General features: G+C 69.7%; 23 protein-coding genes and 1 pseudogene. 8 read left to right on the top strand and 16 right to left on the bottom strand.

Annotated features, from left to right (window positions below; translation table 11 throughout):
* Positions 1-28: 28 nt before the first annotated feature.
* The 6 genes from FHR33_RS02100 to FHR33_RS02075 all read right to left on the bottom strand — a co-directional run bounded on the left by FHR33_RS02100 (position 29) and on the right by FHR33_RS02075 (position 6,338).
* Positions 29-973, bottom strand: coding sequence for a fumarylacetoacetate hydrolase family protein (locus FHR33_RS02100; RefSeq protein ID WP_312895322.1), 945 nt, complete (start codon positions 971-973; stop codon positions 29-31).
* Positions 974-987: 14 nt separating this feature from the next.
* Positions 988-1,947 carry an MBL fold metallo-hydrolase gene (locus FHR33_RS02095; RefSeq protein WP_183642705.1) on the bottom strand — a complete coding sequence of 320 codons (960 nt, stop codon included), beginning with the start codon at positions 1,945-1,947 and terminating at the stop codon, positions 988-990.
* Positions 1,948-2,114: 167 nt separating this feature from the next.
* On the bottom strand, positions 2,115-3,053 hold the full coding sequence (locus FHR33_RS02090; RefSeq protein WP_183642702.1) for a VOC family protein: 939 nt from the start codon (positions 3,051-3,053) through the stop codon (positions 2,115-2,117).
* A 10-nt stretch (positions 3,054-3,063) separates the two neighbouring features.
* The gene (locus FHR33_RS02085; RefSeq protein WP_312895321.1) at positions 3,064-4,083 is read right to left on the bottom strand and encodes an amidohydrolase family protein; all 1,020 of its coding nucleotides are present in this window, start codon (positions 4,081-4,083) and stop codon (positions 3,064-3,066) included.
* Positions 4,080-5,219, bottom strand: coding sequence for an FAD-dependent oxidoreductase (locus tag FHR33_RS02080; protein ID WP_183642699.1), 1,140 nt, complete (start codon positions 5,217-5,219; stop codon positions 4,080-4,082). Before FHR33_RS02080 ends, FHR33_RS02085 begins: the two co-directional genes overlap by 4 nt.
* Positions 5,220-5,306: 87 nt before the next feature.
* Complete coding sequence (locus FHR33_RS02075) at positions 5,307-6,338, bottom strand: fumarylacetoacetate hydrolase family protein (protein WP_312895320.1); 1,032 nt, start codon at positions 6,336-6,338, stop codon at positions 5,307-5,309.
* A gap of 130 nt (positions 6,339-6,468) precedes the next feature.
* On the opposite strand from FHR33_RS02075, the gene FHR33_RS02070 reads away from it, so the two are divergent.
* From FHR33_RS02070 to FHR33_RS02060, 3 genes are all read left to right on the top strand, one after another.
* Positions 6,469-7,428 (top strand): LysR family transcriptional regulator, encoded by a 960-nt coding sequence (locus tag FHR33_RS02070; protein WP_183642696.1) that lies wholly within the window; start codon positions 6,469-6,471, stop codon positions 7,426-7,428.
* Entirely contained in the window at positions 7,421-7,684 is a 264-nt protein-coding gene (locus tag FHR33_RS02065) for a hypothetical protein (protein ID WP_183642693.1), read from the top strand. Before FHR33_RS02070 ends, FHR33_RS02065 begins: the two co-directional genes overlap by 8 nt.
* Positions 7,685-8,027: 343 nt before the next feature.
* The gene (locus FHR33_RS02060) at positions 8,028-8,171 is read left to right on the top strand and encodes a hypothetical protein (RefSeq protein WP_183642690.1); all 144 of its coding nucleotides are present in this window, start codon (positions 8,028-8,030) and stop codon (positions 8,169-8,171) included.
* A gap of 51 nt (positions 8,172-8,222) precedes the next feature.
* On the opposite strand, the gene FHR33_RS02055 is transcribed toward FHR33_RS02060, so the two are convergent.
* The gene (locus FHR33_RS02055) at positions 8,223-8,711 is read right to left on the bottom strand and encodes a Tn3 family transposase (RefSeq protein ID WP_183642687.1); all 489 of its coding nucleotides are present in this window, start codon (positions 8,709-8,711) and stop codon (positions 8,223-8,225) included.
* A gap of 221 nt (positions 8,712-8,932) precedes the next feature.
* Here FHR33_RS02055 and FHR33_RS02050 point away from each other — a divergent pair, with 221 nt between their 5' ends.
* The gene (locus FHR33_RS02050) at positions 8,933-9,715 is read left to right on the top strand and encodes a phosphotransferase enzyme family protein (protein WP_183642684.1); all 783 of its coding nucleotides are present in this window, start codon (positions 8,933-8,935) and stop codon (positions 9,713-9,715) included.
* A gap of 25 nt (positions 9,716-9,740) precedes the next feature.
* Here the strand turns inward: FHR33_RS02050 and FHR33_RS02045 are convergent, their stop codons facing one another.
* Positions 9,741-10,361 (bottom strand): hypothetical protein, encoded by a 621-nt coding sequence (locus FHR33_RS02045; protein ID WP_183642681.1) that lies wholly within the window; start codon positions 10,359-10,361, stop codon positions 9,741-9,743.
* A gap of 71 nt (positions 10,362-10,432) precedes the next feature.
* On the opposite strand from FHR33_RS02045, the pseudogene FHR33_RS49665 reads away from it, so the two are divergent.
* Positions 10,433-10,613: pseudogene (locus FHR33_RS49665) on the top strand (response regulator transcription factor); the annotation flags it as partial.
* 108 nt (positions 10,614-10,721) lie between these two features.
* Here the strand turns inward: FHR33_RS49665 and FHR33_RS02035 are convergent.
* Complete coding sequence (locus FHR33_RS02035; RefSeq protein WP_183642679.1) at positions 10,722-11,393, bottom strand: response regulator transcription factor; 672 nt, start codon at positions 11,391-11,393, stop codon at positions 10,722-10,724.
* Complete coding sequence (locus FHR33_RS02030) at positions 11,357-12,541, bottom strand: sensor histidine kinase (RefSeq protein ID WP_183659826.1); 1,185 nt, start codon at positions 12,539-12,541, stop codon at positions 11,357-11,359. Before FHR33_RS02030 ends, FHR33_RS02035 begins: the two co-directional genes overlap by 37 nt.
* 239 nt (positions 12,542-12,780) lie before the next feature.
* Between FHR33_RS02030 and FHR33_RS02025 the strand changes: the two genes are divergently transcribed.
* Both FHR33_RS02025 and FHR33_RS02020 read left to right on the top strand, forming a co-directional pair.
* Positions 12,781-13,728, top strand: coding sequence for an ABC transporter ATP-binding protein (locus FHR33_RS02025; RefSeq protein WP_183642676.1), 948 nt, complete (start codon positions 12,781-12,783; stop codon positions 13,726-13,728).
* Complete coding sequence (locus FHR33_RS02020; RefSeq protein ID WP_183642673.1) at positions 13,725-15,968, top strand: alpha/beta fold hydrolase; 2,244 nt, start codon at positions 13,725-13,727, stop codon at positions 15,966-15,968. Before FHR33_RS02025 ends, FHR33_RS02020 begins: the two co-directional genes overlap by 4 nt.
* A 220-nt stretch (positions 15,969-16,188) precedes the next feature.
* On the opposite strand, the gene FHR33_RS02015 is transcribed toward FHR33_RS02020, so the two are convergent.
* From FHR33_RS02015 to FHR33_RS02000, 4 genes are all read right to left on the bottom strand, one after another.
* Positions 16,189-16,962, bottom strand: a complete 774-nt coding sequence (locus FHR33_RS02015; RefSeq protein ID WP_183642670.1) for a transposase — start codon at positions 16,960-16,962, stop codon at positions 16,189-16,191.
* Positions 16,959-17,483, bottom strand: a complete 525-nt coding sequence (locus FHR33_RS02010) for an IS110 family transposase (RefSeq protein WP_183642667.1) — start codon at positions 17,481-17,483, stop codon at positions 16,959-16,961. The genes FHR33_RS02015 and FHR33_RS02010 overlap by 4 nt, the downstream gene beginning before the upstream one ends.
* 373 nt (positions 17,484-17,856) lie before the next feature.
* Positions 17,857-19,020, bottom strand: a complete 1,164-nt coding sequence (locus FHR33_RS02005; RefSeq protein WP_183642664.1) for an FAD-dependent monooxygenase — start codon at positions 19,018-19,020, stop codon at positions 17,857-17,859.
* Positions 19,017-19,472, bottom strand: a complete 456-nt coding sequence (locus FHR33_RS02000) for a GbsR/MarR family transcriptional regulator (RefSeq protein WP_183642662.1) — start codon at positions 19,470-19,472, stop codon at positions 19,017-19,019. The genes FHR33_RS02005 and FHR33_RS02000 overlap by 4 nt, the downstream gene beginning before the upstream one ends.
* Positions 19,473-19,590: 118 nt before the next feature.
* Here FHR33_RS02000 and FHR33_RS01995 point away from each other — a divergent pair, with 118 nt between their 5' ends.
* Positions 19,591-20,271 carry a DUF998 domain-containing protein gene (locus FHR33_RS01995; protein ID WP_183642659.1) on the top strand — a complete coding sequence of 227 codons (681 nt, stop codon included), beginning with the start codon at positions 19,591-19,593 and terminating at the stop codon, positions 20,269-20,271.
* 191 nt (positions 20,272-20,462) lie between these two features.
* Here the strand turns inward: FHR33_RS01995 and FHR33_RS01990 are convergent, their stop codons facing one another.
* On the bottom strand, positions 20,463-21,404 hold the full coding sequence (locus tag FHR33_RS01990) for a tyrosine-type recombinase/integrase (protein ID WP_183642655.1): 942 nt from the start codon (positions 21,402-21,404) through the stop codon (positions 20,463-20,465).
* A gap of 400 nt (positions 21,405-21,804) precedes the next feature.
* On the bottom strand, positions 21,805-22,209 hold the full coding sequence (locus FHR33_RS01985) for a type II toxin-antitoxin system PemK/MazF family toxin (protein WP_183642652.1): 405 nt from the start codon (positions 22,207-22,209) through the stop codon (positions 21,805-21,807).
* Between the last annotated feature and the right edge of the window lie 96 nt (positions 22,210-22,305).

Genomic DNA, 22,305 nt, shown 5'->3' with positions numbered 1-22,305 from the left:
GGGGGTCGCCGTTCCGGACAGACTGGGCCTACCGGCCCCGTCGTGCGGGTGGGATGGGAATCGGCTCGACTCCTGGCACGACGCGGGTGGTCAGGGTGCCGAGTTGTTCGACGGTGACGGTGACGACGTCGCCGGGTTGCAGGGGGCGGTGGGCGTTCAGGCCTTCGCGACCCCACAGTTCGGCGAGGCAGCCGCCGCCGCAGGTGCCGGAGCCGAGGACGTCGCCGGGGCGGATCTCGGTGCCACGGGAGGCGTAGGCGATCATGTCGGCGTAGGAGAACGCCATGGACGACCAGCGGTCCTGCCCCAGCCGTTCGCCGTTGATCTCGACGGTCATCGTCAGGTCGAACGAGGTGTCGGTGCGCCAGGGTTGCAGTTCGTCGGGGGTGACCAGGACCGGTCCGAGGGTGGTGGCGGTGTCCTTGCCCTTGGTGGGGCCGAGCCGGACCTGCATCTCGGCGAACTGGACGTCGCGGGCCGACCAGTCGACGAGGATGGTGTAGCCGGCAACGTAGGCGTCGGCGTCGTCGGGGTGGATGTCGCGGCCGGTGCGGCCGATGACGGCGGCGACCTCCAGCTCCAGGTCGAACATCCGGCTGCCGGGCGGGACGGGGACGTCGTCGGCGGGGCCGAGGATCGCGTAGGGGTTGGTGAAGTAGAACGCGGGTGCCTCGTACCAGCGTTCGGGGACGGTCGCGTCGGTTCCGCCGAGTCTGGAGACACCTTCGACGTGCCGTTCGAAGGTCATGAAGTCCCGCACAGCGGGAGGATCGGGGATCGGCGCGCGCAGCTGAAGGTCACCGACCGCCCGGGTCGCGGCAGGCGCGGCCAGGGCCTGCTCACCGGCCGCCCGCAGGGTGCCGTCGCGCAGGAGGCCGAGCATCGTGACGCCGCGACCCAGGGGATGGACCTGGTCGTGGTGGAGGACGCCGACCCGATCACCGTCGTCGTCGGCGTAGGTCACGAACCGCACAGTCGCGCTTCCCTTCAGACGGAGGTGTGCATTGGGCGGCCGAGCCAGGCGATCGCGTTCCCGAAGGCGGCGATCACGTCGAGGTCCCGGCCGGCGTGGTCGGCGTAGACGCGGTGCAGGTTGAGCACGATCCGTTCGGCGTCGGCCCAGCCCGTGAACTCGCCCAGGTCGACCTGGCGGGCGGCCTGCAGGGGCGTCAGACCCCGGGAGAGCCCGTCCTGGGCGGTGTCGAGGATGAGACGGTAATAGCGGCGGTGCTCGTCCAGGACCCGGGTGATGCCGGTGCCGGTGAGGACCGGGCCGTGGCCGGGGACGACGACGTCGGGTTGCAGGGACTCCAGCCAGTCGACCGCGGCGAGGGCCCCGTCCACCGAGCCCATGAAGACCAGCGGGGTGAGTCCGGCGAACACCAGATCGCCGGAGAACAGCACGCGTTCTTCGGGCAGCCAGGCGATCAGATCTCCGGTGGTGTGCGCCGGGCGGCCGGGGTGCAGCAGCTCGATCCGCCGACCTGCGACGTGCAGGGTGAGTGCGGAGCCGGCCGAGATGTCGGGAAGCCTGCGGGCCACCGGCCCCCAGTCCGGGACCGGGTTCCACAGCGGTGGGCAGCCGTCGATGATCGGGTCGGCCTGAAGCCCTTCCCGCATCCGGCTGTGCCCGACGATCACTGTCGTGGAGGGGAGGAGGCTGTTGCCGTAGGTGTGGTCACCGTGCTGATGGGTGTTCACCGCCAGCCGGACGGGCGCCCCGCCGGTGGCCGTGTCCACGGCGTCGAGAAACCGGCGGGTGCGAGCCGCGGTGGCGCAGGTGTCGATCACCAGGACCCCGTCGTCGCCGGCCACCGCGCCGGCGTTGTTGACCCACCAGGTCCCGTCCGGCTGCACCCAGGCGTGGATTCCGGGAAGCAACTCCTGGAGTTCCGCCGCGTCCGCTGTGGGAGGAGGAGCGGAGTTCGTGTCCGGGGTGTCGGTCATGACCCGGGCTGTCCGTCGTCCTTCACGGTGGCGACGCGGCGGCGACCGTGCTGTTCGTACCTGGCGAAACTCATGGCAATCCTCAGGATCTGGGTGAGTTGGTACAGGCCGGGGGGCGCGGGGGCATGGCAGAGCGGGGAGTGCGCCGAGCCCCCGGGGCAAGGGGGTCAGACCGGCGGAGCGACGAAGACGCCGCGGTCGACGTCGTTGTGCATCTCCTTGGCGATCATCTCGTTCATTGGGTTGGCCGTGCCCCACTGGTCGGCGTTCTCGGGCTTCGTCAGGTCGTAGATGTGCGGGTGCCAGGTGTCCTCGTCCAGCTCTTCGAGCTCGGTGGTGTACTCCACGGTGTTGCCGTGCGGGTCGAGGAAGTACGTGAAGGTGTTGTCGCCCGCCATGTGCCGTCCGGGGCCCCAGATCTTGGTGGCGCCGGAGCGCATCACGCGACCGGAGCCGCGCATGTACTCGTCGATGCCGCGCATCTCGAAGGAGAGGTGTTGCAGGGAGGTGTGCGGGCCGCGGGCAATGGCCATGGAGTGGTGCTGGTTGCTGATCCGCATGAAGTGCATGAGCTCGCCCATGTGCGGGATGCTCATCGTGTCGGACAGCCGGAAGTCGAGGTGCTGCTCGTACCAGGCGCGGGTGGCGTTGATGTCGGTGGAGTTCAGGACGACGTGCGAGAGACGGACGGGGATGGCCTCCTTCTCCTCGACACGGCGGTGCTTGCGTGCCTCGACGTCGGCGGAGACCTCGATGGTGCGGCCGTCGATGTCGAAGAAGCGGAAGCCGTAGCCGCCGCCGGGGGTGTCGAGCTTGCCGGGCTGGGAGATCAACTGCACGCCACCCGAGAGCAGTTGCTCGGCGAGCGTGTCCACGTCGGCGGGGCTCGCGGCACCGTAGGAGATGAGGTCGAGGCGCTTCTCCCCGGCCTTGCGGAGCCGGACGATGTACTGCTCGGGGGAGCCCTCGGCGGCCAGGAAGGAGATGCCGGAGTCTTCGGCGACCTTGGTCAGGCCCCAGACGCCGGCGTAGAAGTCGAGTTGCTTGTCGTAGTCCGGCACGGCGAGGTCGACGTGCCGCAAATGGGTGAGTAGACGGTTGGTCATGTCGGACTCCTCAGGTGAGGCACAGCAGCGCTGCCGCGTTGCCGCCGCGCACGGCGTGGAAGTGGGGATCGGGTAGGTCCTCGACGGCGCGCAGGGCGCCGAGCGGGTCGTCGGTGCCCATGTCGAAGGGGAAGTCGGAGCCGAGCAGCACCCGGTCGGGGCCGGCCACCCGGATCAGTTCGCGCAGGACGTGCGGGTCGTGGACAAGGGAGTCGAAGTACAGCCGCTTGAGGTAGCTGCTGGGCGGGTGCGCGCAGCCGCGGGCGTCGGTGCGGGCACGCCAGGCGTGGTCGGAGCGGCCGATGTGGGTGGGCAGGTAGCCGCCGCCGTGGGCGGCGACGACGCGCAAGCCGGGATGGTTGTCCAGGACGCCGGAGAAGATGAGGTGGGAGAGCGCGACGGCGTTCTCGGCGGGCTGGCCGACGGTGTTGGACAGGTACCAGCGGTCGAGGCGTTCGTCGAGTGTGCAGCCGAAGGGGTGCAGGAAGAGGATCGCCCCGGTTTCCTCGGCACGCTTCCAGAACGGTTCGTATGCGGGGTCCGACAGCTCGCGCCCTGGCGCGTGGCTGGAGATTTCGACACCGCGCAGGCCCAAGCCGAGGGCGTGGTCGAGCGCTTCGACGGCGAGGGCCGGGTGCTGGAGTGGGACGAGGCCGAGGCCGTGCAGTCGTTCCGGGGCTTGGGCGACGTGCTCGGCGGTGCCGGCGTTGGCCTGTTCCCAGACCGTGCGGGCCAGGGCCTCCTCGGCCCAGTAGTGGTAGTGCGAGGGGGACGGCGAGACCAGTTGGACGTCGATCCCGGAGGCGTCCATCGCGGCGAGCCGGGCCTTGACGTCGGTCAGTTTCGGGACGCGGTCGCGGAACATCGGGCCGCTGACGGCAAGGGCCTCGGGGCCGTTGCGGCGGGCCTCGAGAGCGCGGGCGGCGGCCAGGGCGGGGCGTCCTGCGACGGCGTCCTCGATCCGCGGGAGCAGGACGTGCGCGTGCACGTCGATCGTGGCTGCGCTGCTCAGCGGACTCACGGAGTTCACGGGGTTTCCTTGATGACGGACATCGTGCGGTGCATCAGACCGGGCATGTCGGCGTTCCGGACGCCGTCCAGCTGCCACTGACCGAGTTGCACCGAGGCCTCGACCACCATGCGGACACGGTCGATCCGGCGTTCGTAGAAGCCGGTCAGCAGGGCGTCCAGAAAACGCCAGTCCTGCTCCTCGCTCAGCATCTCGGCCAGCACGGAGGCGTCTTCCAGCGACATGGCCGCGCCCTGGGCGAGGGTGGGGGGACAGGCGTGGGCGGCGTCGCCGATCAGGACGACCCGGCCGCGGTGCCAGGCGCCCTCGACGAGCAGCCGGTGGAACCACGTGTAGTTGACCTTGGCCGGGTCGGTGATGCTCGCGGCGATCTCCGGCCACACGCCGCCGTAGCCCGCGGCCAGCCGGCGCATCTCCTCCGCGTATGAGGCAGGGTCGATGGCGGTGCGGTCGCGGTTGGCCTCCACGAGGTAGGCGTACATGGTGTTCTGGCTGGTGGGGCAGTAACCGGCGATGTAGCAGGGGCCGCCGTAGATCAGGTCGGAGCGCTCCACGCCCTCAGGGCGGTGCGTGGCGACGCGCCAGATGGCCATGCCGGTCGGCTCGGGCTTGTCGCTGATGCCGATCATGGCGCGGGTGGCGGAGTTGAGGCCGTCGGCGGCGATGACGAGGTCGTAGCGCCCCTCGGTGCCGTCGCTGAAACGGACGGTGACACCGGTCCCATCCTGGATCAGCTCGTTCGCGGTGGTGCCGAGTCGCACGCTCGCGCCGCTGGCGCGGACGGCCTCGCACAGGATCTCCTGAAGCTGTGCCCGCTGCATGCCGGCGGTCGCGGGCAGATCCTCGCCACCCGTGCGGATGCCCTGTTGGACGTGGAACACCCTCCCGTCGGGCGCGGCCAGGCCCACGGAGTCGAAGGCGTAACCGGTCTTGCAGACCTTGTCCCATACGCCCAGTTCGCGCAGGACGCGCAGCGCGTTGCCCTGCAGGGTGATGCCGGAGCCGAGGACGTTCCAGTCGGGTTGTGCCTCGACCAGGTCCACGGTGGTGCCCGCCCGCCGCAGCAACACGGTCACGGCGTTGCCGGACGCGCCACCGCCGATGACGAGGACGTTGCGAGGACGGGGATCTGTCATGGGGTCTCCTGTGAGGGGCCGCACGGCGTGGGCGGCAAGGGCGGGGGCGGGGCGCGGCTATCGGGGCCGCCCGGCCGTTTCAGGGCGCTACTTGACGGCGATGGGGTCGACCGGCGCGCCGACGGCTGCCGCTTCCTGCGCGACACAGCGGGTGCGCTGGGCGCCGAGCCCGGTGATCGAGCCGTCCATCACGTCGCCGTCGCGCAGCAGTCGGCCCCAGTGGATGCCGTTCCCTGCCGGGCTGCCGGTCAGAACCAGGTCGCCGGGGAGCAGCCGGGCGGTCTGGGAGATGTACGAGACGATCCGCGCCACGTCGAAGATCATGTCCTTGGTGGACTCGTCCTGCATGGTCTTCCCGTTGAGCTTGAGGGTGACCTGCAGATCGGACGGGTCGGCGACGGAGCCTGCCGGGACGATCCAGGGGCCCAGCGGAGTGAAACCGGGGGCGTTCTTGCAGCGCAGCCAGTCGGTGCCGATGGGGGGCATGTCCCGGCGGAAGACGGTCGCGCGGTCGGTGAGGTCATTGGCGATGGTGTATCCCGCGACGTGGTCCAGGGCTTGTTCCACGGTGACCCGGTAGGCGGGGCGGGAGATCACCGCGGCCAGTTCCAGCTCCCAGTCGGGCTTCTCGGCCCACGCGGGGAGCACCACGTCGTCGTAGGGACCGCTGATCGCGGTCGGCAGGCCGATGAAGACGTACGGGAGGTCCTCGGCGGCTCGCTTGTCCATGATCGCCGCGATCTCGGCGCGGGCCTCTTCGACGGTGCGCGGGTCGTCCGGGGCGCGGTGCGCGACCCCCAGGTCGATCACGTGCTGCCGGTAGTTGGCGCCCGACTGGAAGATTTGCCGGGGCTCGAGGGGCGCGTGCACCGCCAGGTCCGCCAGCGGCTGCCAGTCGCCCGCCGGGTCCTCCACGAGGGTGCGCAGGAGTGGCAGCTGCTCGTCCCAGCGCTCCAAGAGCACCAGCGTGGTCAGCGTGGGTTCGCCCAGTGCCGTGCACAGGTCGAGCACTCGGCCGTCCGGCGCCACCAGGCCAGGGAACCTGGCCCCGCCCGGAGCCGAAAGGGTGCCGATGGCGAACGGGCCGGAGAAGGGAACTGACGCGGCTGTGGATGTCACGGAGATGTCCTCCCGATTGAGATGTCACCAATCTGGCCCGTAAGGTGTGATCTGGCAAATAGATTTCTTGGATAGACTAAATCCAGCGCACAAATACTCGTCACGTTCCGACTCCGCACTGGGATGCTTCGTGAATCTGGCAAGCCTGGACCTCAACCTCGTCGTCGCCCTGCGCGCGCTGCTGGAGGAGCGCAACGTCACCAAGGCGGGGCGACGCATCGGGCTCAGCCAGCCCGCCACGAGCGCTGCCCTGGCCCGGCTGCGAAGCCATTTCAACGACGACCTGCTCTCCCGGGCCGGCGGACACTACGAACTGACCGCCCTCGGCCTGGCTCTCCTCGACCGCACCGCCACCGCCTGCGACCTACTGGAGCGCGTCTTCACCAGCCAGGCCGACTTCGACCCCGCCCGCGAGGAACACGAGTTCACCCTGATCGCCTCCGACTACGCGGTGGCCGTCTTCGGCGCCGAACTCGCCCGCACCATCCATGCCGAGGCGCCAGGCATCCGGCTCCGGTTCAAACAGGCGCCGACGGAAGCCATCGAGGACACCACGGCGCTGCTGAGTGCCGTCGACGGGCTGCTGATGCCACACGGCATCATTCGCGGCTTTCCCACGGTCGATCTCTACCGGGACAGCTGGGTCTACATCGTCGCCGACGACAACCCCGAGGTCGGCGAGCAGCTCACGCTCGACGACCTGGCCCGGCTACCGTGGGTGACGTACCAGCGCACCTACGACGCGCCCGCCGCTCGCCAGATCGGCTTGCTCGGCATCGAGCCGCGCGTGGAGATCTCCGTGGACAGCTTCCAGTTGATGCCCCTGCTGGTTGCAGGCACCCGCCGGGTGGCTCTCATCCAGGGACGTCTCGCCGAGCGGCTGGGCGGGCTCGTCCCGGTCCGCGTCATGGAACCGCCCTACGACGCCGTGCCACTCCAGGAAGCCCTGTGGTGGCACCCGGCGCACACACACGACGCGGCGCACATCTGGCTGCGTGAGACGGCGGCCAGGGTCGGCGAGGCCGTCGAGGCCGATCGGCCCACGAGCTCCAGCCCGCCGATTGGAGAGCGCGTCGTGAAACGTGGTTGAGGCAGGAGGCGTCGCGCTGCTGAGGGTGCAAGCGGAGGCCGACAAGGCCGAGGACGGCGCGGTCCGCGCCGCGGCCGCCATCCATGGTGTGCCATCGAAACTGGTGCTAGACGGCAGCTTCGGGGCCGACTCGCGCATCACGGTCAAGTCGTCTGCGGACGTCAGCATGATCAACGCGCATGTGACCGGCATCTACGACAGGCAGTCCGCATCCGCTCGTGCGCGACTGACGAACGTTCCGGCGTGTGCCGCCTGACCGACATGGGCACGACCGTGCGCACCGCGGTCACCGAGGCCAACGGTGTTTCGTCATGCCATCGACGATCAAGGGCCAGATCGCCGCTGTAGCCGCGTCCGCGCCGAACCGCAGCGCGAACTCCCGCCCGTGCCGGTATGTGACTTGGATCGTTCGATGTCGTCATTTTGGGATCGCTATGTGTCGTGGTTACTGGTTCGCGATCTTGATGCTTTGGATTGAGTTCCTCGAGAGCTCCAAGGCCGCTGCCCGCTCAGTTGGTGGAGAGGCAACGGCCTGTTTCGGGGGTTGTGGTTGCTGGTGGGTCTCGGGTTGGGAGTCGTGTTGGGCTCACATCGTGCCGATGAACACCGAACCCAACACCGGATGGCGCTACTACGAGGGGCACCACCGTGTGGCGGCCCAGCTCGACCAGGGGGTGCGGCAGACCGTCGTGCAACGGTGGGAGTCGTTCGACCCCGCCACCGGCCTGCCGATCCGGCAGTAGACGGCGGGGCCGAAGGGCTGAGCGGCGCCGGCCCTGGCTCAACCCCGTGCGTCACGGGGTGCTGAGCCGCCAGAGTGGGACACCGTCCAGCTCCAGGTGGCGGCTCATGTCGAGCTCGAAGCGCCCGTACAGGTTCAGATGGGACCAGAACAGAGCGGTCAGCCCGCGCCGGTCGGCTGGACTCAGCCGTTTTTGCCAGGCCGGATCGCGCAGCACGATCTGGATCAGGTGGGTGTTGAGGTAGGTGATGGCGGCGGCGATGAGGTGCAGCGCCAGCGCGGAGACTTCAACGTTTTCGCGGTCGTCGCCTGTCAGGTCGCCGGCCTTGCCGTAGAACAGGTCCTTGCTGGCGGAATTGAAGTTCTCCACCACATTCAGACCCTCGTTGATCTCCCTCCTGAGTTCCTCATCCACCAGATACTCACAGATGAAGATCGTCCTGATGACGCGGCCGAGCTCCTCGATCGCCTGGTAGGTGGGGTGCTTGGGGCCGCCGCGGGTGAAGCGGCGCAGCATCTGATGTGACTCGGCGGTGCGCAAGATCTTGGGGTGCACTGGACGGTCGCGGTCAATCGCTGGTTCTCAGAAACGATCCATTCCCAGAGCAAGATCAAAGAGCGGTGGCGAGGATGTGCCGGACCGTCGATCGGTTCTCAGAACCCGTTCTCACGTAAACGCCGGACGGCGTGGTTCTGAGAAATGTTTGTGAGAGCCTCTGTTAATGGGGTGATCATGGCGAGCTGGTCCGACACACTGGTTCGATGCAGCACGATGATGAACAGCCGTTGCCTGGCGGCCACGTAAGTGATGGTGTCGTTCGCGTCGGAGACACCGTTCGTCGTCCGGCCGGACCGTGGACTCCCTCCGTGCATGCCCTGCTTGCCCACCTGAACGAGGTGGGATTCAGCGCGGCGCCTCGCCCACTCGGCATTGACGATCAAGGACGTGAGGTCCTGACCTTCATGCCGGGACATGTGGTCTGGCCCGACCGGTTCTCGCTGATGGAACCCGCTCGACAACTGGCTCGCGTTGCACGCCTCATCCGCGACTTCCACGATGCCGTGCAGGACTTCACGCCCCCGTCCGACGCGCACTGGCAGACACTGATCCCTCCCGAGGGCAGCGACATCATCGCACATAACGACCTGGCCCCCTGGAATCTCGTGGTCGCAGACGAGACGCGGTGGGCCCTCATCGACTGGGACGCAGCAGGTCCCGGCTCCCTTCTGTGGGATGTCGCATACGCCATTCACGGGTTCATCCCGCTGTCCGCACATCCAGACTGGCAGCGCCCGGACGCGGCGGAACGACTGCGAGTCTTCGCCGACGCGTACGGTCTCGATGAGTCCGAACGTCGTCGGTTGGTCCCTCTGTTGGGGCGCCGTACGCGTTCCATGCACGACTTCCTGCGAACTCAGGCAGCCCAAGGTGTCCAGCCCTGGGCAAGGCTGTGGGTTGAAGGCCACGGTGACGCCTGGCGAAACGACGCCGAATACATCGAGCAACGCGAAGACCAGTGGGTGCACGCCCTGCTCGCCGGCTGAGCCTGTCCTTCATGGTCTGACCTGGTCACGTTCGGCGATGGTGCCGAGGCGTCTGGTCGTCTTGCCCACGTCGTAGCGGGTGGCAGGGCGCTGATTCTTCGAGCCGAGCGGGCGTCCGGGGCCGGGCCGGTTGGGTTTCGGCGCACGGGCCGGGCAGACGAGATGTGGGCGGAGGTTCCTGAACCCGCGGCGGACGCGTGCAGGGGTGAGTCGACCGGACGTCGATGGCGTGCCCGTCGCAGATCAGCGCTTCGACTCCGTCGGCGTCGGTGAGGCGGTGGGTGGCGGGTTCGGCGCACGGAGCGTTGTCGCGGTTGTAGCCCCACGTACGACCGCAGGTTCGGCAGCGAGTGGTGCCGCCGGTGGAGGTGAGGGTGTTGCCGTGCTCGGGGCACACGCCCCACGGCACGGCGCAGGAGTCGTCCGGGCGGGCGGCGATCCGGGCCATATCGGAGGCGGTCTCCTGCAGGTCCTGGGCGATCTTGCGGGCCCAACCGGCGGCGTCGTTCAGCCGGAAGCCTGTCCGGCGCACCGCGTCGTCGCCCTGGCGCAGTTCCTCGTGCAGCGCGGTGATGGCGGTGACCCAGTAGCAATGGAACAGAATCCAACGAATCCGCCCCTGACCCGCGGTGACGTGGTGTTCCACGCCGAGGCAGGACAATCCGCCCTGGGCCATTGGCGCTGAGGGCTGATCCGCGGGGCCAGCGAGGTTAGACGGAGACGGTCAAGCTCGTGGCGCTCGGCCTTTCCAACAACGAGATCGCCGAGCGCCTCGTCATCAGTCCGCTCACTGCCAAGACCCCACATCACCAGGGCCATCGCCAAGCTGAACGTGCGCGACAGGGTCCAGCTGGTCCTCCTGGCCTACGAGAGCGGCCTGATACGGCCCGGCGCGTGACATCGGCTCAAAGGTCAGCCACCAACGCCGGAACCAGGCATCCATCCCCCTTGGTTCGCTAAGCATGATCGACTGGTCATTTATGGGAACGTGACCGGGGAGGGACGCCTACATCGGTGATCTTGGCGCTACGGGCGTGGCTTGCAGATAGGTCAGAACCGCCATGACGCGGCGATTGTGGTCGTCGGACGGAGGAAGGCCGAGCTTGGCGAAGATGTTGTTGGTGTGCTTGCCGACGGCCTTGTCGGTGACCTGGAAGCGGGCGGCGATGGCCAGGTTGGACATCCCCTCCGCCATCAGCGTCAGCACCTCGTGTTCCCGGGGGGTCAGTGCGGCCAGCGGCTCGTCCCGGCTGCGCCGGGCCAGGAGCTGGGTGACCACCTCGGGGTCCATCGCGGTGCCGCCGCCGGCGACCCGGCGTACCGCGTCGACGAACGTGTCGACGTCGCCCACCCGGTCCTTCAGCAGGTACCCCACCCCGCCGGAGCGGTCGGAGAGCAGTTCCCTGGCGTACAGCTGCTCCACGTACTGCGACAGGATCAGCACGGGCAGCCCCGGAACCCGGCTGCGTGCCTCCAGCGCGGCGCGCAGCCCCTCGTCGGCGAAGCCGGGCGGCAGCCGCACGTCGACCACGGACACGTCCGGACGGTGCCGGACCAGCGCCCGCAGCAGCATGGGGCCGTTGTCGACCGCCTCCACCACGGTGAAGCCGTTCGCCGACAGCAGGCGTACCAGCCCGTCCCTCAGGAGTGCGAGATCTTCGGCGATGACAACGCGCACGTGACCTCCATGGTCAGTTCGGTGGGGCCGCCAGGAGGGCTGCTCACGGTGAGCGAGCCGTCGAAGGCGGACAAGCGGTTTTCGATGCCGCGCACGCCGGTGCCCCCGGCGCGTTGGACTCCGCCGCACCCATCGTCGCCTACGGTCAGGCGCAGCACGCCGGCGGCGTGCCGCAGCCGCACCCAGGCGCGGGAGGCGCCGCTGTGCTTGGTCACGTTGGTCAGCGCCTCGGCGGCGGCGAAGTACACGGCGGACTCGACGGGGGGCTGCAGGCGGCCGGGCAGGTCGATGTCGACCTCGACCGGCATCGGGCACAGCAGCGCGGCCGCCTCGATGGCGCCTGCCAGGCCGCGGTCGGCCAGCACCGGGGGGTGGATGCCGCGCACCAGGTCACGCAGGTCCGTCAGAGCCTGGCCGGCGACTTGCCGCGCCTCGTCGATCATCTGCAGCATCTCGCCGGGGTCGCGGCAGCCGCGGGCCAAGCCCAGGTTCATCCGGATGGCGATCAGCTTGGCCTGCGCGCCGTCGTGCAGGTCACGCTCGACGCGGCGCAGCTCGGCCGCGCTCGCGTCGACCACCGCGGCCCGTGACGCGGCCAGCTCCCGGATCCGCGCGTCCGGTGCGGGGTCCGGGTCCAGCAGCAGTCGCGCCAGCCGTGCCTGGCCGGTACGGAAAAGGGAGACGGCCATGAGGGTGACCACCGCGATGGCCACAATGGACATGCTGAGGGCGAACGTGGTCAGCCTGCTGGGGTCCATCGGGCGCAGCCCGAAGAAGACGTAGTCCAGGGCGGACAACATCGCCCACACCGCCACCACGGGGGCGGGGCCTGTGACGCCGTGCACGGCCAGCCACGTCAACTCGCGCCGCGTGCCGGGGTCGCGCAACGCCAGCTCCGGACCGGCCCGCCGCCTCCTGCCACTCTCGCGCGAGTAGCCGGGGTCGCTGTCTGTGGCGCTGTCCAGGCCGAGCACCCGGCCCGCCCAGCGGCGCTGGAAAACGGCCAGGCGGCGGACAAGGACGAGCCCGCGACCGAGCGGCGCCCGCCCGAGACCGGCCACCGGCACCAGGGCGACGCTCGCCAGCACCAGGCCGAGCAGCGCCAGCGCCGCCAGCCCTGTGACGGCGTTCAGCGCCAGGCCGGCCATCCCGTTCACCGCGTACGCCGCCACCCCTATAGCGGCCTTCCCCGCCCGTCCGCCGGGCGCAGGTCGTATCCCCATCACAGATGCAGTCTGCCCTGCCGGCGAGGAGATGTCGGTGGGGCCAGCCCTACCTCCGGTAGGGGCAATTTCCCACCCGGCCGGTGGGTCCGCACCCATGGAGGCCGAGGCTACGGATCGCGAGGATGGCCAGGCTCGATCAGACCAGCGAATGAGGGTGAGACGTGATTGAAGTGAGGGAGCTAACCATGAGATACGGGGACAAGGTCGCCGTCGACGACCTGACGTTCACCGTGAAATCGGGGCTGGTGACCGGCTTCCTCGGCCCGAACGGTGCAGGCAAGTCCACCACCATGCGCGCCGTCCTCGGCCTGGAGGTGCCCAGCGCGGGCAAGGCGCTGGTGAACGGCCGCCCGTACGCCTCTATCCCCCGTCCCATGCGGTCGATCGGGGCGCTGCTCGACGCCGGAGCGGTGCACGGGGGCCGCAGCGCGTACGCGCATCTGGCCTGTTTGGCACGCAGCAACGGCATCGGCCGCGCCCGCGTGGCCGATGTCCTTGACCAGGTCGGCCTGACCGACGTGGCCAGCAGGCGGATCGGCGGCTTCTCGCTCGGCATGCGGCAGCGGCTGGGGATCGGTGCGGCGCTTCTCGGGGACCCGGGGGTGCTGATGCTGGACGAGCCGCTGAACGGGCTGGATCCAGAGGGCATCCGCTGGCTGCGCGACCTGCTGCGTTCGCTGGCGGACGAGGGCCGTACCGTGCTGCTGTCCAGTCACCTGATGAACGAGATGGCGCTCAGCGCTGACCACGTCATCGTCATCGGACGGGGCCGGCTGATCGCCGACACCGGCATGGACGCCCTGGCCGGGCACTTCCAGGGCGACGTGCTGGTCCGCACGCCCCTCCCGGAGCGGCTGGCCGGCGTGTTGCGCGCACACGGCGCGGCGGTGGTCACCGAGGAAGACGGCGCCCTGTCGGTGCGGGAGCTGGACGCGGCCCGGATCGGGGAGCTGGCGCTGTCGGCGGGGATCGCGCTGGCGGAGCTGTCTCTGCGGGGCGCGTCCCTGGAGGAGGCGTTCATGCGGCTCACCGAGGACAGCACCGAGTACAGGACCGAGAGCGGGACCGGGACCGGGAACCGGGCCACCCGGAAGGGGACCGTCCGATGATCGACGTGATCGCTTCGGAGTGGCTGAAGTTCCGCTCGCTCAGCTCGAACCTCTACCTGCTGGCCTGCTCGGTGGCGGCCGTCCTGGCCTGCGCCGGGATCGCGTTCATGATCGGCCGGGGGTTCGACAACCAGACGATGGAAGAGAGGATGGCCTTCCCCGGCAACGGGGACGGCATCGGCAACGGGATCGCGGTCGCCTACTTCGTGTTCGCCCTGCTGGGCGCCCTGGCGATCACCTCGGAGTACGGCACCAGGATGATCCAGACGAGCCTGGTGGCCGTGCCGCGCCGGCAGGTGCTCCTGCTGGCCAAGGTGCCGGGCCTGGCCGCGGTCGCGCTGGTGGCGGGTCAGGTTCTGGCGTTCGTCATGCACGCGGCCTCCATGGCGGTGCTCGGCGACCGGGCCGAGCAGTTGCTTCGCGACGGGGTGACGCTGGGCACGTCGCTGTCGGAGCCGGGCGTGCTCGCCTCGGTGGTCGTCGCCGGGCTGTCGATGGCCGCGGTCGCGCTGATCGGGCTCGGCGTCGGGGCCGCCGTCCGCTCCACCCCCGGCGCGCTGGTCGTGCTGACCGTGATCATCGTGGTGCTGCCGGTGGCGGCCAGGACGCTGCCCATGCCACTGCGCGCGCAGGCCGGCTCCTTCATGATCGAGAATCTGCCGCTCCAGATCGCCGGGGTCGGCGGCGGGACCCTGCCACCTGCCGCGGCGGCGGGGCTACTGGTCGCGTACGTGATCGCCGCGTTGACGGCGGGCGCCACGATGATCGCGCTGACCGGACGCCGGATCAAGGTGCTGGCGATCGGCACGGCCGCGGCCATCCTGGTCTCGGCGGTGCCCGCCGCCGCGGCCGGATCACCGGACTCCGGCCCGTCCACGCTGGCCTGGGCGGACTGCGAGGACAAGAACCTCGTCAAGCAGCTGCGCTGCGCCTCGATCAAGGTGCCCGTGGACTGGGCCAAGCCGTCCGGCCGGACGATCGACCTGACCGTCGGCATGCTGCCGGCCACCGGTGCCCAACGCCGGATGGGCACCGTGTTCGCCATCCCCGGCGGGCCGGGCGGCTCGGGCGTGGCGGATCTGAGCAAGAACGCGGGCAGCTTCGCCGAGCTGCGCGATCGGTTCGACGTGGTCAGCGTCGCGCCCCGCAACACCATCGACAAGGGCGTGCTGCCGTACGACTGCCTCGTCTCGGGCCCGTGGATCACCTGGCCCGACACCCGCACCGAGTACGCCGAGCTGGGCAGGCGCAACCGGGCGGCGGCGGAGCGATGCCGCGCCGCCGATCCCGAGTTCTTCGACCACATGGATTCGGCCTCCGTGGCGCGGGACATGGAGGCGATCCGCGTCGCGCTGGGCGAGGAGAAGCTGAGCTTCATCGCCAACTCCTACGGCGGCAGACCCGGGATCGACTATTCCCGGCTGTTCCCCGGCCGGGTGCGCGCGATGGTGTTCGACGGCGCGGTCAGCCCGTACATGGACCGCGCTCAGGGCAGGGTCCCCCATGAGGAGTCCTTCACCCGGTTCGCCGCCTGGTGCGCGGCGACCGCCACCTGCGCGCTGCACGGCCAGGACGTCGGCGAAATCTGGCGGGCGCTGGTGGCGCGGGCCGACCGCGTCCCGGTGCCGGTCGAGGGCGAATCGCCGCAGGCCGCCTACAGCGGGTTCGACATCAAGGAGGCCGCCGCCCCCAGCATCATCTCACCGGGTCCGGAGCCCGAGTTCCCCCGATGGACGGAACTCGCCGAGGCGATCAAGCGGGCCGCCGGCGGTGACGCCTCAGGGTTCGCCGACTACGTCCGGCAGAGCACGAAAAGCCCGAAGGTCCCCTCATTCACCGGGATGAACATGACCCACTGCCTCGACGGCCCGGGATTCCGCGACTACGAGGAGTACCGCGACAAGCGCCGCGAGGGTGAGCGCCTGCTGCCGAACCTCGCCGGGATCGAGCTCTGGCACCCGCTCGCCTGCGTCGGCTGGCCGGCCCCCGTCACCAACCCGCCCGCGCCGCTGCCTGCCAAGGGCCTGCCGCCCTACCTGGGTGTCGGCTCCTGGACGGACTTCGAGGGGTCGGCGGACATCGTGCGGCGGGTGCCCGGCTCGGCCGCGGTCCAGTACCAGGGGCTCGGCCACGGCCTCTACAACGCCGGCAACTCCTGCATCATCTCCCACGTCAACCGCTACCTGATCAGCCTGCGCCTCCCCGCGCCGGGCACCGTGTGCCGCAAGGCCGTCACCTGACGGTCAGCCGGTCCTGACGCTGGAGCGACCGCGCGAGCGTGACAGAGTGGTCGGTGATGAGGGCGTCCAGGGCGGCGGCCTTGTCGGCCTCCGGTGGGCATCGAATCCGTGCTGTGACGAAACTTGGGTCCTGGCCATCGCGCGGTAGCGAACAGTAGATGGGCAGACGGGATCGGTGGCGCGGTCGTGATGGTGTGACCGGCCACTGGCCTGCGGGATTTCAGGCTGCCGGTTCCTCTGGTTGATCGGGGTCGGGATGATGTGCCGGGCCGGGGTCGGGTGCGATCAGGGTGACCTGGTAGCCGAGGCGTTCCAGGGTCTTTTGGTAGCGGGCGGCCAGATAGTGGGTTTGGCGGGCTTCGCGCCGGTCGTAGAAGTCGCCACCGTCTTCGCGGTAGTCCTCGCCTCGGGCCATGACGGCCCAGCAGACGCGGAGCAGCGTGTGCGCGGTGGCGACTGCGGCCTTCTTGGCGTGCTGCCTGCCGAAGCGGCGTACCAGGCGGCGCAGCCGGGCTCCGATCCTGGATCGGGTGCGGGAGGCGCCCCAGGCGGCTTCGACCATAGCGGCTTTGAGGTGCTTGTTGCCCTTGCGGGTGACGGCCCGCCGGCGTTTGCCGGCTGACTCCCGGTTGCCGGGGACCAGCCCGGCCCAGGCGGTCAGCTGTTCGGGGGTCGGGAAGCGGGACATGTCCGCGCCGGTCTCGGCGACGATCACCTCGGCGGTGCGCCGTCCGATCCCGCTGATGGTCATCAGCCGGGTGATGACCGGCTCGAAGGCTGCGGCGGCTTCGGCGACCAGGCCATCCAGCTCGGCGATCTTGCCGGTGGTGTGGTCGTAGGCGTCCAGATGCAGGCGGCACATGGCGGCGTGGGTGGCGGTGAAGCGCCCGTCGCAAGCCGCCACCAGGTCCTCGTGCTTGTGCCGCGGGACGCCGCGGGCCAGACCTGCCAGCAGGTGCGGGTCGCGTTCCCCGGCGATCAGCGCTTCGATCATGTCCCGGAGACGCACAGCAGTTTGGAGGCGACCGAGTCGATTTTGATTCCGGCGTCCTCCAGCACCTTGGCCAGCCGCTGACCCTCACTCATACGCGCCTCGATCAGCTTTTTGCGGTAGCGGGTGCGGTGCCGCAGCGCCGCAACGTTCTGGGCGGGGATGAAGCTCGGGCACAGCAGGCCGAATTGGTGCAGTTCGGCGATCCACTGGCAGTCACGGATGTCGGTCTTGCGACCTGGGACGCTCTTGAGATGCTCGGCGTTGGCCACGCACACCTCGATCCGACCCGTCTGGGCCAGCGCGTGGTAGACGGGCCACCAGTAAACGCCGGTTGATTCCATCGCCACATCCGCGACCCCCAGCTCGGCCAGTTCGGCGGCCATCTTCTGCAGCGCTCTCCAGAACGTGCGGTAGCTCCGGACGAACGGCTGCTGCTCGCCGGGCAGCCGGATGGACATGGACACCCATAAGATCTTCTTGTGCACATCGATCCCGGCCACCGCCGGGTGGACGACCTCCATTGCGCCTCCGTGGTCAACCCTTGAAGATGGACAACAGGTGCGTCGCCCGCGGAGCCCGCGACAACATCGAGATGCTGTGACACGCGCTCGTAGCGGCAATTCGGGGTATCTACCGGGCAGGCTCCAGCGTCAGTCTTTAGAACGGCCTCGCAGGTCCAAGCGAGTACGACGTCAGCGGGCGACGCACCCCAAGTTTCACTTATCCGAGGGCGCCACAAAGTGGCATGGGGTCTTTACGAGGCCGTGCACTGCCATCGCGTTGAGGCCGACTTCTCTGAGCACCGGTCGTACGCGCGAATGCCCTTCTGCCCGAGACGAGGGCGGCGGATGCCCGTAACTCCAGCAAGGTCAACAGGAGCGCTCGTGCTGTGGGTCACTTAGGTGCTGCTCCGTCGGGGAGTGTCGGAGGCACCCAGTCCCACAAAGGGCCGAGTGCGCGTGGAGCAAGGCGTTCCCACAGAGCCGACGGGGTGAGCCGGAGGGCGAGGGCGGTCAGGATGTGGGCGACAGGTCCGGCGTGGATCACCTGTGAGCCGGCTTGACGGGCGTTGCGGGCGGTGGTCTGGGTGCGGGGACGGCGCTGGGCGTCGTAGGCGGTCAGCGCCTCGGGAACGGTGCCGTGCGTCGCGAGGGCGGCGGCCAGGACGACGGCGTCCTCGATGGATTGGCCGGCGCCCTGGCCGCGGTCGGGGCTCATGGCGTGGGCGGCGTCGCCGAGCAGGGCGACGCGGCCGCTGGTGAAGCTGGGCAGGTCGGGCAGGTCGTGGATGTCGATGTGGCGGACCTGCTCTGGAGGCGTGGCCTTCAGCAGCGTGGCGATCGGATCGTGCCAGCCGTCGATGCGGCGCCGTACCTGCTCCAGTTCGTCGTCGAAGCGAACGCCGGGCTGGTCGGCGGCGGTGCCGAGTGCCCAGTAGACCTGGCCGGGAGCGACGGGGTGGATGAGGAAGTAACGGCCGCGGCCCATGGTCATGCTGCCGCTCACCGCGATGGGGGTGTCGGCCAGGCCGAGCCAGGCGGTGTAGCCGAGGAAGCGCGGGCCGGGTGCATGCGGCCACAGCAGGCGGCGAGTGACGCTGTGGATGCCGTCGGCGCCGATGACCAGGTCGGCCTCCTGCCGGTCGGCGGTGTGGGTGATGGTCACCTTCTCGGCGTCCTGAGTCAGTCCGGTCACCTCGATGCCGGTGCGCACCACGTCTTCGGGCAGGGCCTGGCGGAGGAGCCGGTGCAGGGCGGATCGGCGGAAGGCGCGCAGCGGCGGATCTCCTTGGGCGGGGGCGCGCATCAGGTGGCGGCCCGAAGGCAGGCGCATGGTGTGGGTGGCCCAGGTGGGCATGCTCACTTGCCGGGCCTGCTCGCCGAGGCCGAGCGCGGCCAGAGCGCGCATCGCGTTGGGTGATTGCGACAGGCCGGCGCCGACCTCTGCGAAGGCGCTCACCCGTTCCAGTACGTTCACCTGCCAGCCCGTGCGGCGCAGGGCGACGGCGGCGGCCAGGCCGCCGATGCCGCCGCCGATCACGATCGCGTGGCCGGTCATGGTGCCTCCTTTTCCAGAGGCGGCGCCTGCTCGAACACCTGGGCCATCCACGCGAAGGTGGCGTGCGCCTGGCGGACGCGTGCGGCCCTTTCGTCGTCCCGGCCGAGCAGGTCGAGGCCCTGGCGGGTGATGTCGAGGAACGAACTGATGCCGGCGACCTGGCGCCGTACCACCGTCTGCCAGGCGTCCTCCGCCATCCGGTAGTACATGGTGCGATCGCCTGGCCGGGTACGCCAAGTGAGGAATCCCATGCCGGTCAGCAGTCGCAGGTTCAGCGTCAGCGACGCGCGGCTGGCGCCGATGGCGGCGCTGATCTGGCCGGCTGACTGCTCCGGCGGATCGCAGACCATCAGCCAGCCCAGTATCCGCCCCGCGATCGGTGGTACGCCATCGCGCGCCAGATACATGGCGACCTGCTCGGCCCATTCCAGCAGTTGCTCGTCCTCGCTCATGCACCCCTCTTTTCGCCAGTTTTAGTATGAACTAAAATCCGTGTATCGAACAAGATGGTGAGCCGGGAAGTCTGGTCGGCCCGCGACAGGCGTCGCGGAGCAACAGGAGGGCTTCCCCATGTCCACCTCATGGCTGCTGCGCTGCGGCCTCGTCGCCGGTGTCCTGGTCCCGGCGGTGCTGTGGGCCGACGGTGCCACCCGTTCGGGCTACAGCCTTTGGCGCCACGGCGCCAGCCAGCTCGGTATCGGCGAGCGCGCCTGGCTACAGACCGCCAACTTCTTGCTCGGTGCCCTGCTGCTGAGTCTGTTCGCCATCGGCCTGCGCCGGGTTCTGCGCACCGGCCGCGGCGCCACCTGGGGACCCATCCTCATCGCTACCGCGGCCGCCGGCTTGGCCGTGGCCGGACTTGTACCCACCGACCCCGCCCTCGGCTACCCGCCCGGACAGCCCGAGGGCCTCACCGCCGCCGGAGGCGTCCACCAGGTCGGCGGGCTCGCCCTGTTCGCCGGTCTCAGCGCCGCCGCTTTCGTCCTGGCCGGGCGCCTGGGCGAGGCCAGCCACGCCTGGGCCCGCTACCTGCGGCTGGCCGGCGCTCTCGTCATCGCCTTCGCCTTCGCCGCCGGTATCGCCTATCCCCTCGACACGCTCGGCATCTGGCGGCCCGCCCCCGCTGGGCTGCTCGAGCACCTGTCCCTGCTGGCCGGGTTCAGCTGGATCATCGCCGTGGCCGTCAGGTTGCTGCGATGCCGGGCCACTGTGTCGGCGGGGCGCGGTGAAGAGGCACATCGCGCGGGGTGACCAAGTCGGTGCGCGGCCCTGCACCCACAGCGGTCGGCTGGTGCCTCCCGCCACTCTGACAAGGCCCACCGCTCGGGTCGGCGCGACCAGCCCAAAAGTAACTCTCTGTAGCCTTCGTCACCGAGTGTGTCTGGAGCCGCTGAATCGGCTCCAGAACTCCCGTATAGCTCCGGCGAGCCGCCACTCGTTGATCAGTGGGTACGGCGGCGGGGTGCCAGGACCTCGGTGACTTTGGCGATGGCTTCGGCGCCGGGTTTGACGTGGCGCATGGCGGTGCGCGGGTTCTTGTGCCGGGTCTTGCCCATGATGAGCTGCAGCGGGATCTCGGCGTCGCCGAGGTGGGTGGCGGCGCTGTGGCGCAGCTGGTGCAGGTCGAGCCCAGCGTAGGTGTCCAGCAGGACGCGGGCGCGGTCGTAGCCGAGGCGGGCGCGGCCGGTGTGCGGGCAGATGTCGGCGGCCGCCGGGCGGCGGGCCGGGACGGGGCGGCGTTCGGACAGGAACAGCGGGCCCTGCGTGCGGGTGCTGCCGTCCGGGAGCCGGAGGAGCCGGGGCAGCAGGTGGGCGGTCCCGGATTCCCAGTACACCCACTCGAGCGCGCCGCCCTTGGACCGGACGGGTGCCCGCCGATGCTCCAGGTCCAAGTCCTCGACGTTGAGCGCCAGGATCTCCACGGCCCGGGCGGCGGTTTCGTAGAGCATCCGCCACAGGGTCTTCTCCCGGAGCGGGATGTCGCGGCGTGACAGCAGCCGGTGGATGGTGGTCTTGGCGACGGCGCGGGTTTCGTCGGCGCTCTCCTTGTGGCGTTCGGCCTCAGCCGGGACCGAGGGGGTGGCCCAGTGTTTCTTGGTCTGGCACCAGGTCAGCCAGGAGGTGACGGCGGCGCGGTTGCGGTTCCAGGTCGCCGGCGCGCAGCGGCCCCACAGCTCGGCGAGCGCCTGGCCGATCTCGGCGTCGGCGATCTCGGCGAGCGGCCGGTCGCGGCCAAGCCGCTCGATGGTGCGGTCGATCGCGGAGGCGTAGGCGCGGTGGGTGTTGGGGTTGGCGGTGCGCGGGGTGGCGAGGAAGGCGTCGGCGGCCGCGGCGAGCGTGACGTGCCCGCCGCGCAGGGCGGTGATCTTTGGCGCGGCGCTCATGCCGACCGCCCGGCGGAGCATGCTGCGGCCCGGATGATGTACCGGATAACGTGCCGGAGTCGCGCACCGTCCCTGCGAAGTGTTGTCCTGGTCGCCGCGCCGCCGTGATCGCTCATGTACGTGATAATAGATCGTTATCACGTACATCAGCATTGCTCCGCCGCTCGGGTCCTTATCGAAGTAACTCTCCATAACTGGCATGAGCGGGGCGCCCTGCGCGTAGATGCCAGAATGGGCGCACGTGGCGGTCGGCGAGGATGCGGTAGACGTTGGGCCACGGACCTGCCCTTCACGAGATTTAAAGGCGTCCGGGTCCTGCCCGGTCAGCACGCTGCGCCTGCCGGAGGCGAGCATGCGCTGTGCCTCGCCGGTCGTCCAGGACGGGGTTCGCCTTCTCCGCCTACCTGAGTCCGCCGAGACGGAGGGCGTCCCTGATCTCGCTGAGTTTCGCGGTCGTCGCTGGGGTCCACTCCTTCGCCTGCTCCCCGAGACGGAGGGCATCCTCGATCTCGCTGAGTTTCGCGGAGGACAGGACGCCCGCTTGCTCGATCAGGTCGTCCCGGGACACCGTGGTCAGCCACGTGCACGGAGTAACGCCTGGATGAGGGAACGCCATCCGCAGCACGCCTTCAAAGGGCAGTCCTTCCACGGCTCCTACTACCACTTCGACGCCCAGGCCGCTGATGTCGACGCCCGCCGGAGCGACGACCTGCATCGCCCGGATCCCGGACGCGTCGTCTCCCGACAGCAGTACGACCGGCCGCCGCTCGTCGAACGCGACCCACCAGACTTCGCCACGTTGCACATGTCCTCCTGTTACAGGGCGGCAGACCGGACGGTGGTCAGGTCATGCCTCTTCGGTGACACCGCCGCGGCGTCGGCGATGCGGGTGATCTGTTCG

It is taken from the genome of Nonomuraea dietziae, from assembly GCF_014195505.1.
In the GTDB taxonomy this organism is placed as follows: Bacteria; Actinomycetota; Actinomycetes; order Streptosporangiales; family Streptosporangiaceae; genus Nonomuraea; species Nonomuraea roseola.
Note: the sequence above shows the minus strand (reverse complement) of the source record. Positions and strands in the feature narration are given on the sequence as shown.

Excerpts from the sequence above, each read along its gene's own strand:
- FHR33_RS02095 (WP_183642705.1), bottom strand. The coding sequence starts at position 1,947 with ATGACCGACACCCCGGACACGAACTCCGCTCCTCCTCCCACAGCGGAC.
- FHR33_RS02090 (WP_183642702.1), bottom strand. The coding sequence starts at position 3,053 with ATGACCAACCGTCTACTCACCCATTTGCGGCACGTCGACCTCGCCGTG.
- FHR33_RS02080 (WP_183642699.1), bottom strand. The coding sequence starts at position 5,219 with ATGACAGATCCCCGTCCTCGCAACGTCCTCGTCATCGGCGGTGGCGCG.
- FHR33_RS02060 (WP_183642690.1), top strand. The coding sequence starts at position 8,028 with ATGAACACCGAACCCAACACCGGATGGCGCTACTACGAGGGGCACCAC.
- FHR33_RS02050 (WP_183642684.1), top strand. The coding sequence starts at position 8,933 with ATGCAGCACGATGATGAACAGCCGTTGCCTGGCGGCCACGTAAGTGAT.
- FHR33_RS02030 (WP_183659826.1), bottom strand. The coding sequence starts at position 12,541 with ATGGCCGGCCTGGCGCTGAACGCCGTCACAGGGCTGGCGGCGCTGGCG.
- FHR33_RS02020 (WP_183642673.1), top strand. The coding sequence starts at position 13,725 with ATGATCGACGTGATCGCTTCGGAGTGGCTGAAGTTCCGCTCGCTCAGC.
- FHR33_RS02015 (WP_183642670.1), bottom strand. The coding sequence starts at position 16,962 with ATGATCGAAGCGCTGATCGCCGGGGAACGCGACCCGCACCTGCTGGCA.
- FHR33_RS02010 (WP_183642667.1), bottom strand. The coding sequence starts at position 17,483 with ATGGAGGTCGTCCACCCGGCGGTGGCCGGGATCGATGTGCACAAGAAG.
- FHR33_RS02005 (WP_183642664.1), bottom strand. The coding sequence starts at position 19,020 with ATGACCGGCCACGCGATCGTGATCGGCGGCGGCATCGGCGGCCTGGCC.
- FHR33_RS02000 (WP_183642662.1), bottom strand. The coding sequence starts at position 19,472 with ATGAGCGAGGACGAGCAACTGCTGGAATGGGCCGAGCAGGTCGCCATG.
- FHR33_RS01995 (WP_183642659.1), top strand. The coding sequence starts at position 19,591 with ATGTCCACCTCATGGCTGCTGCGCTGCGGCCTCGTCGCCGGTGTCCTG.
- FHR33_RS01990 (WP_183642655.1), bottom strand. The coding sequence starts at position 21,404 with ATGAGCGCCGCGCCAAAGATCACCGCCCTGCGCGGCGGGCACGTCACG.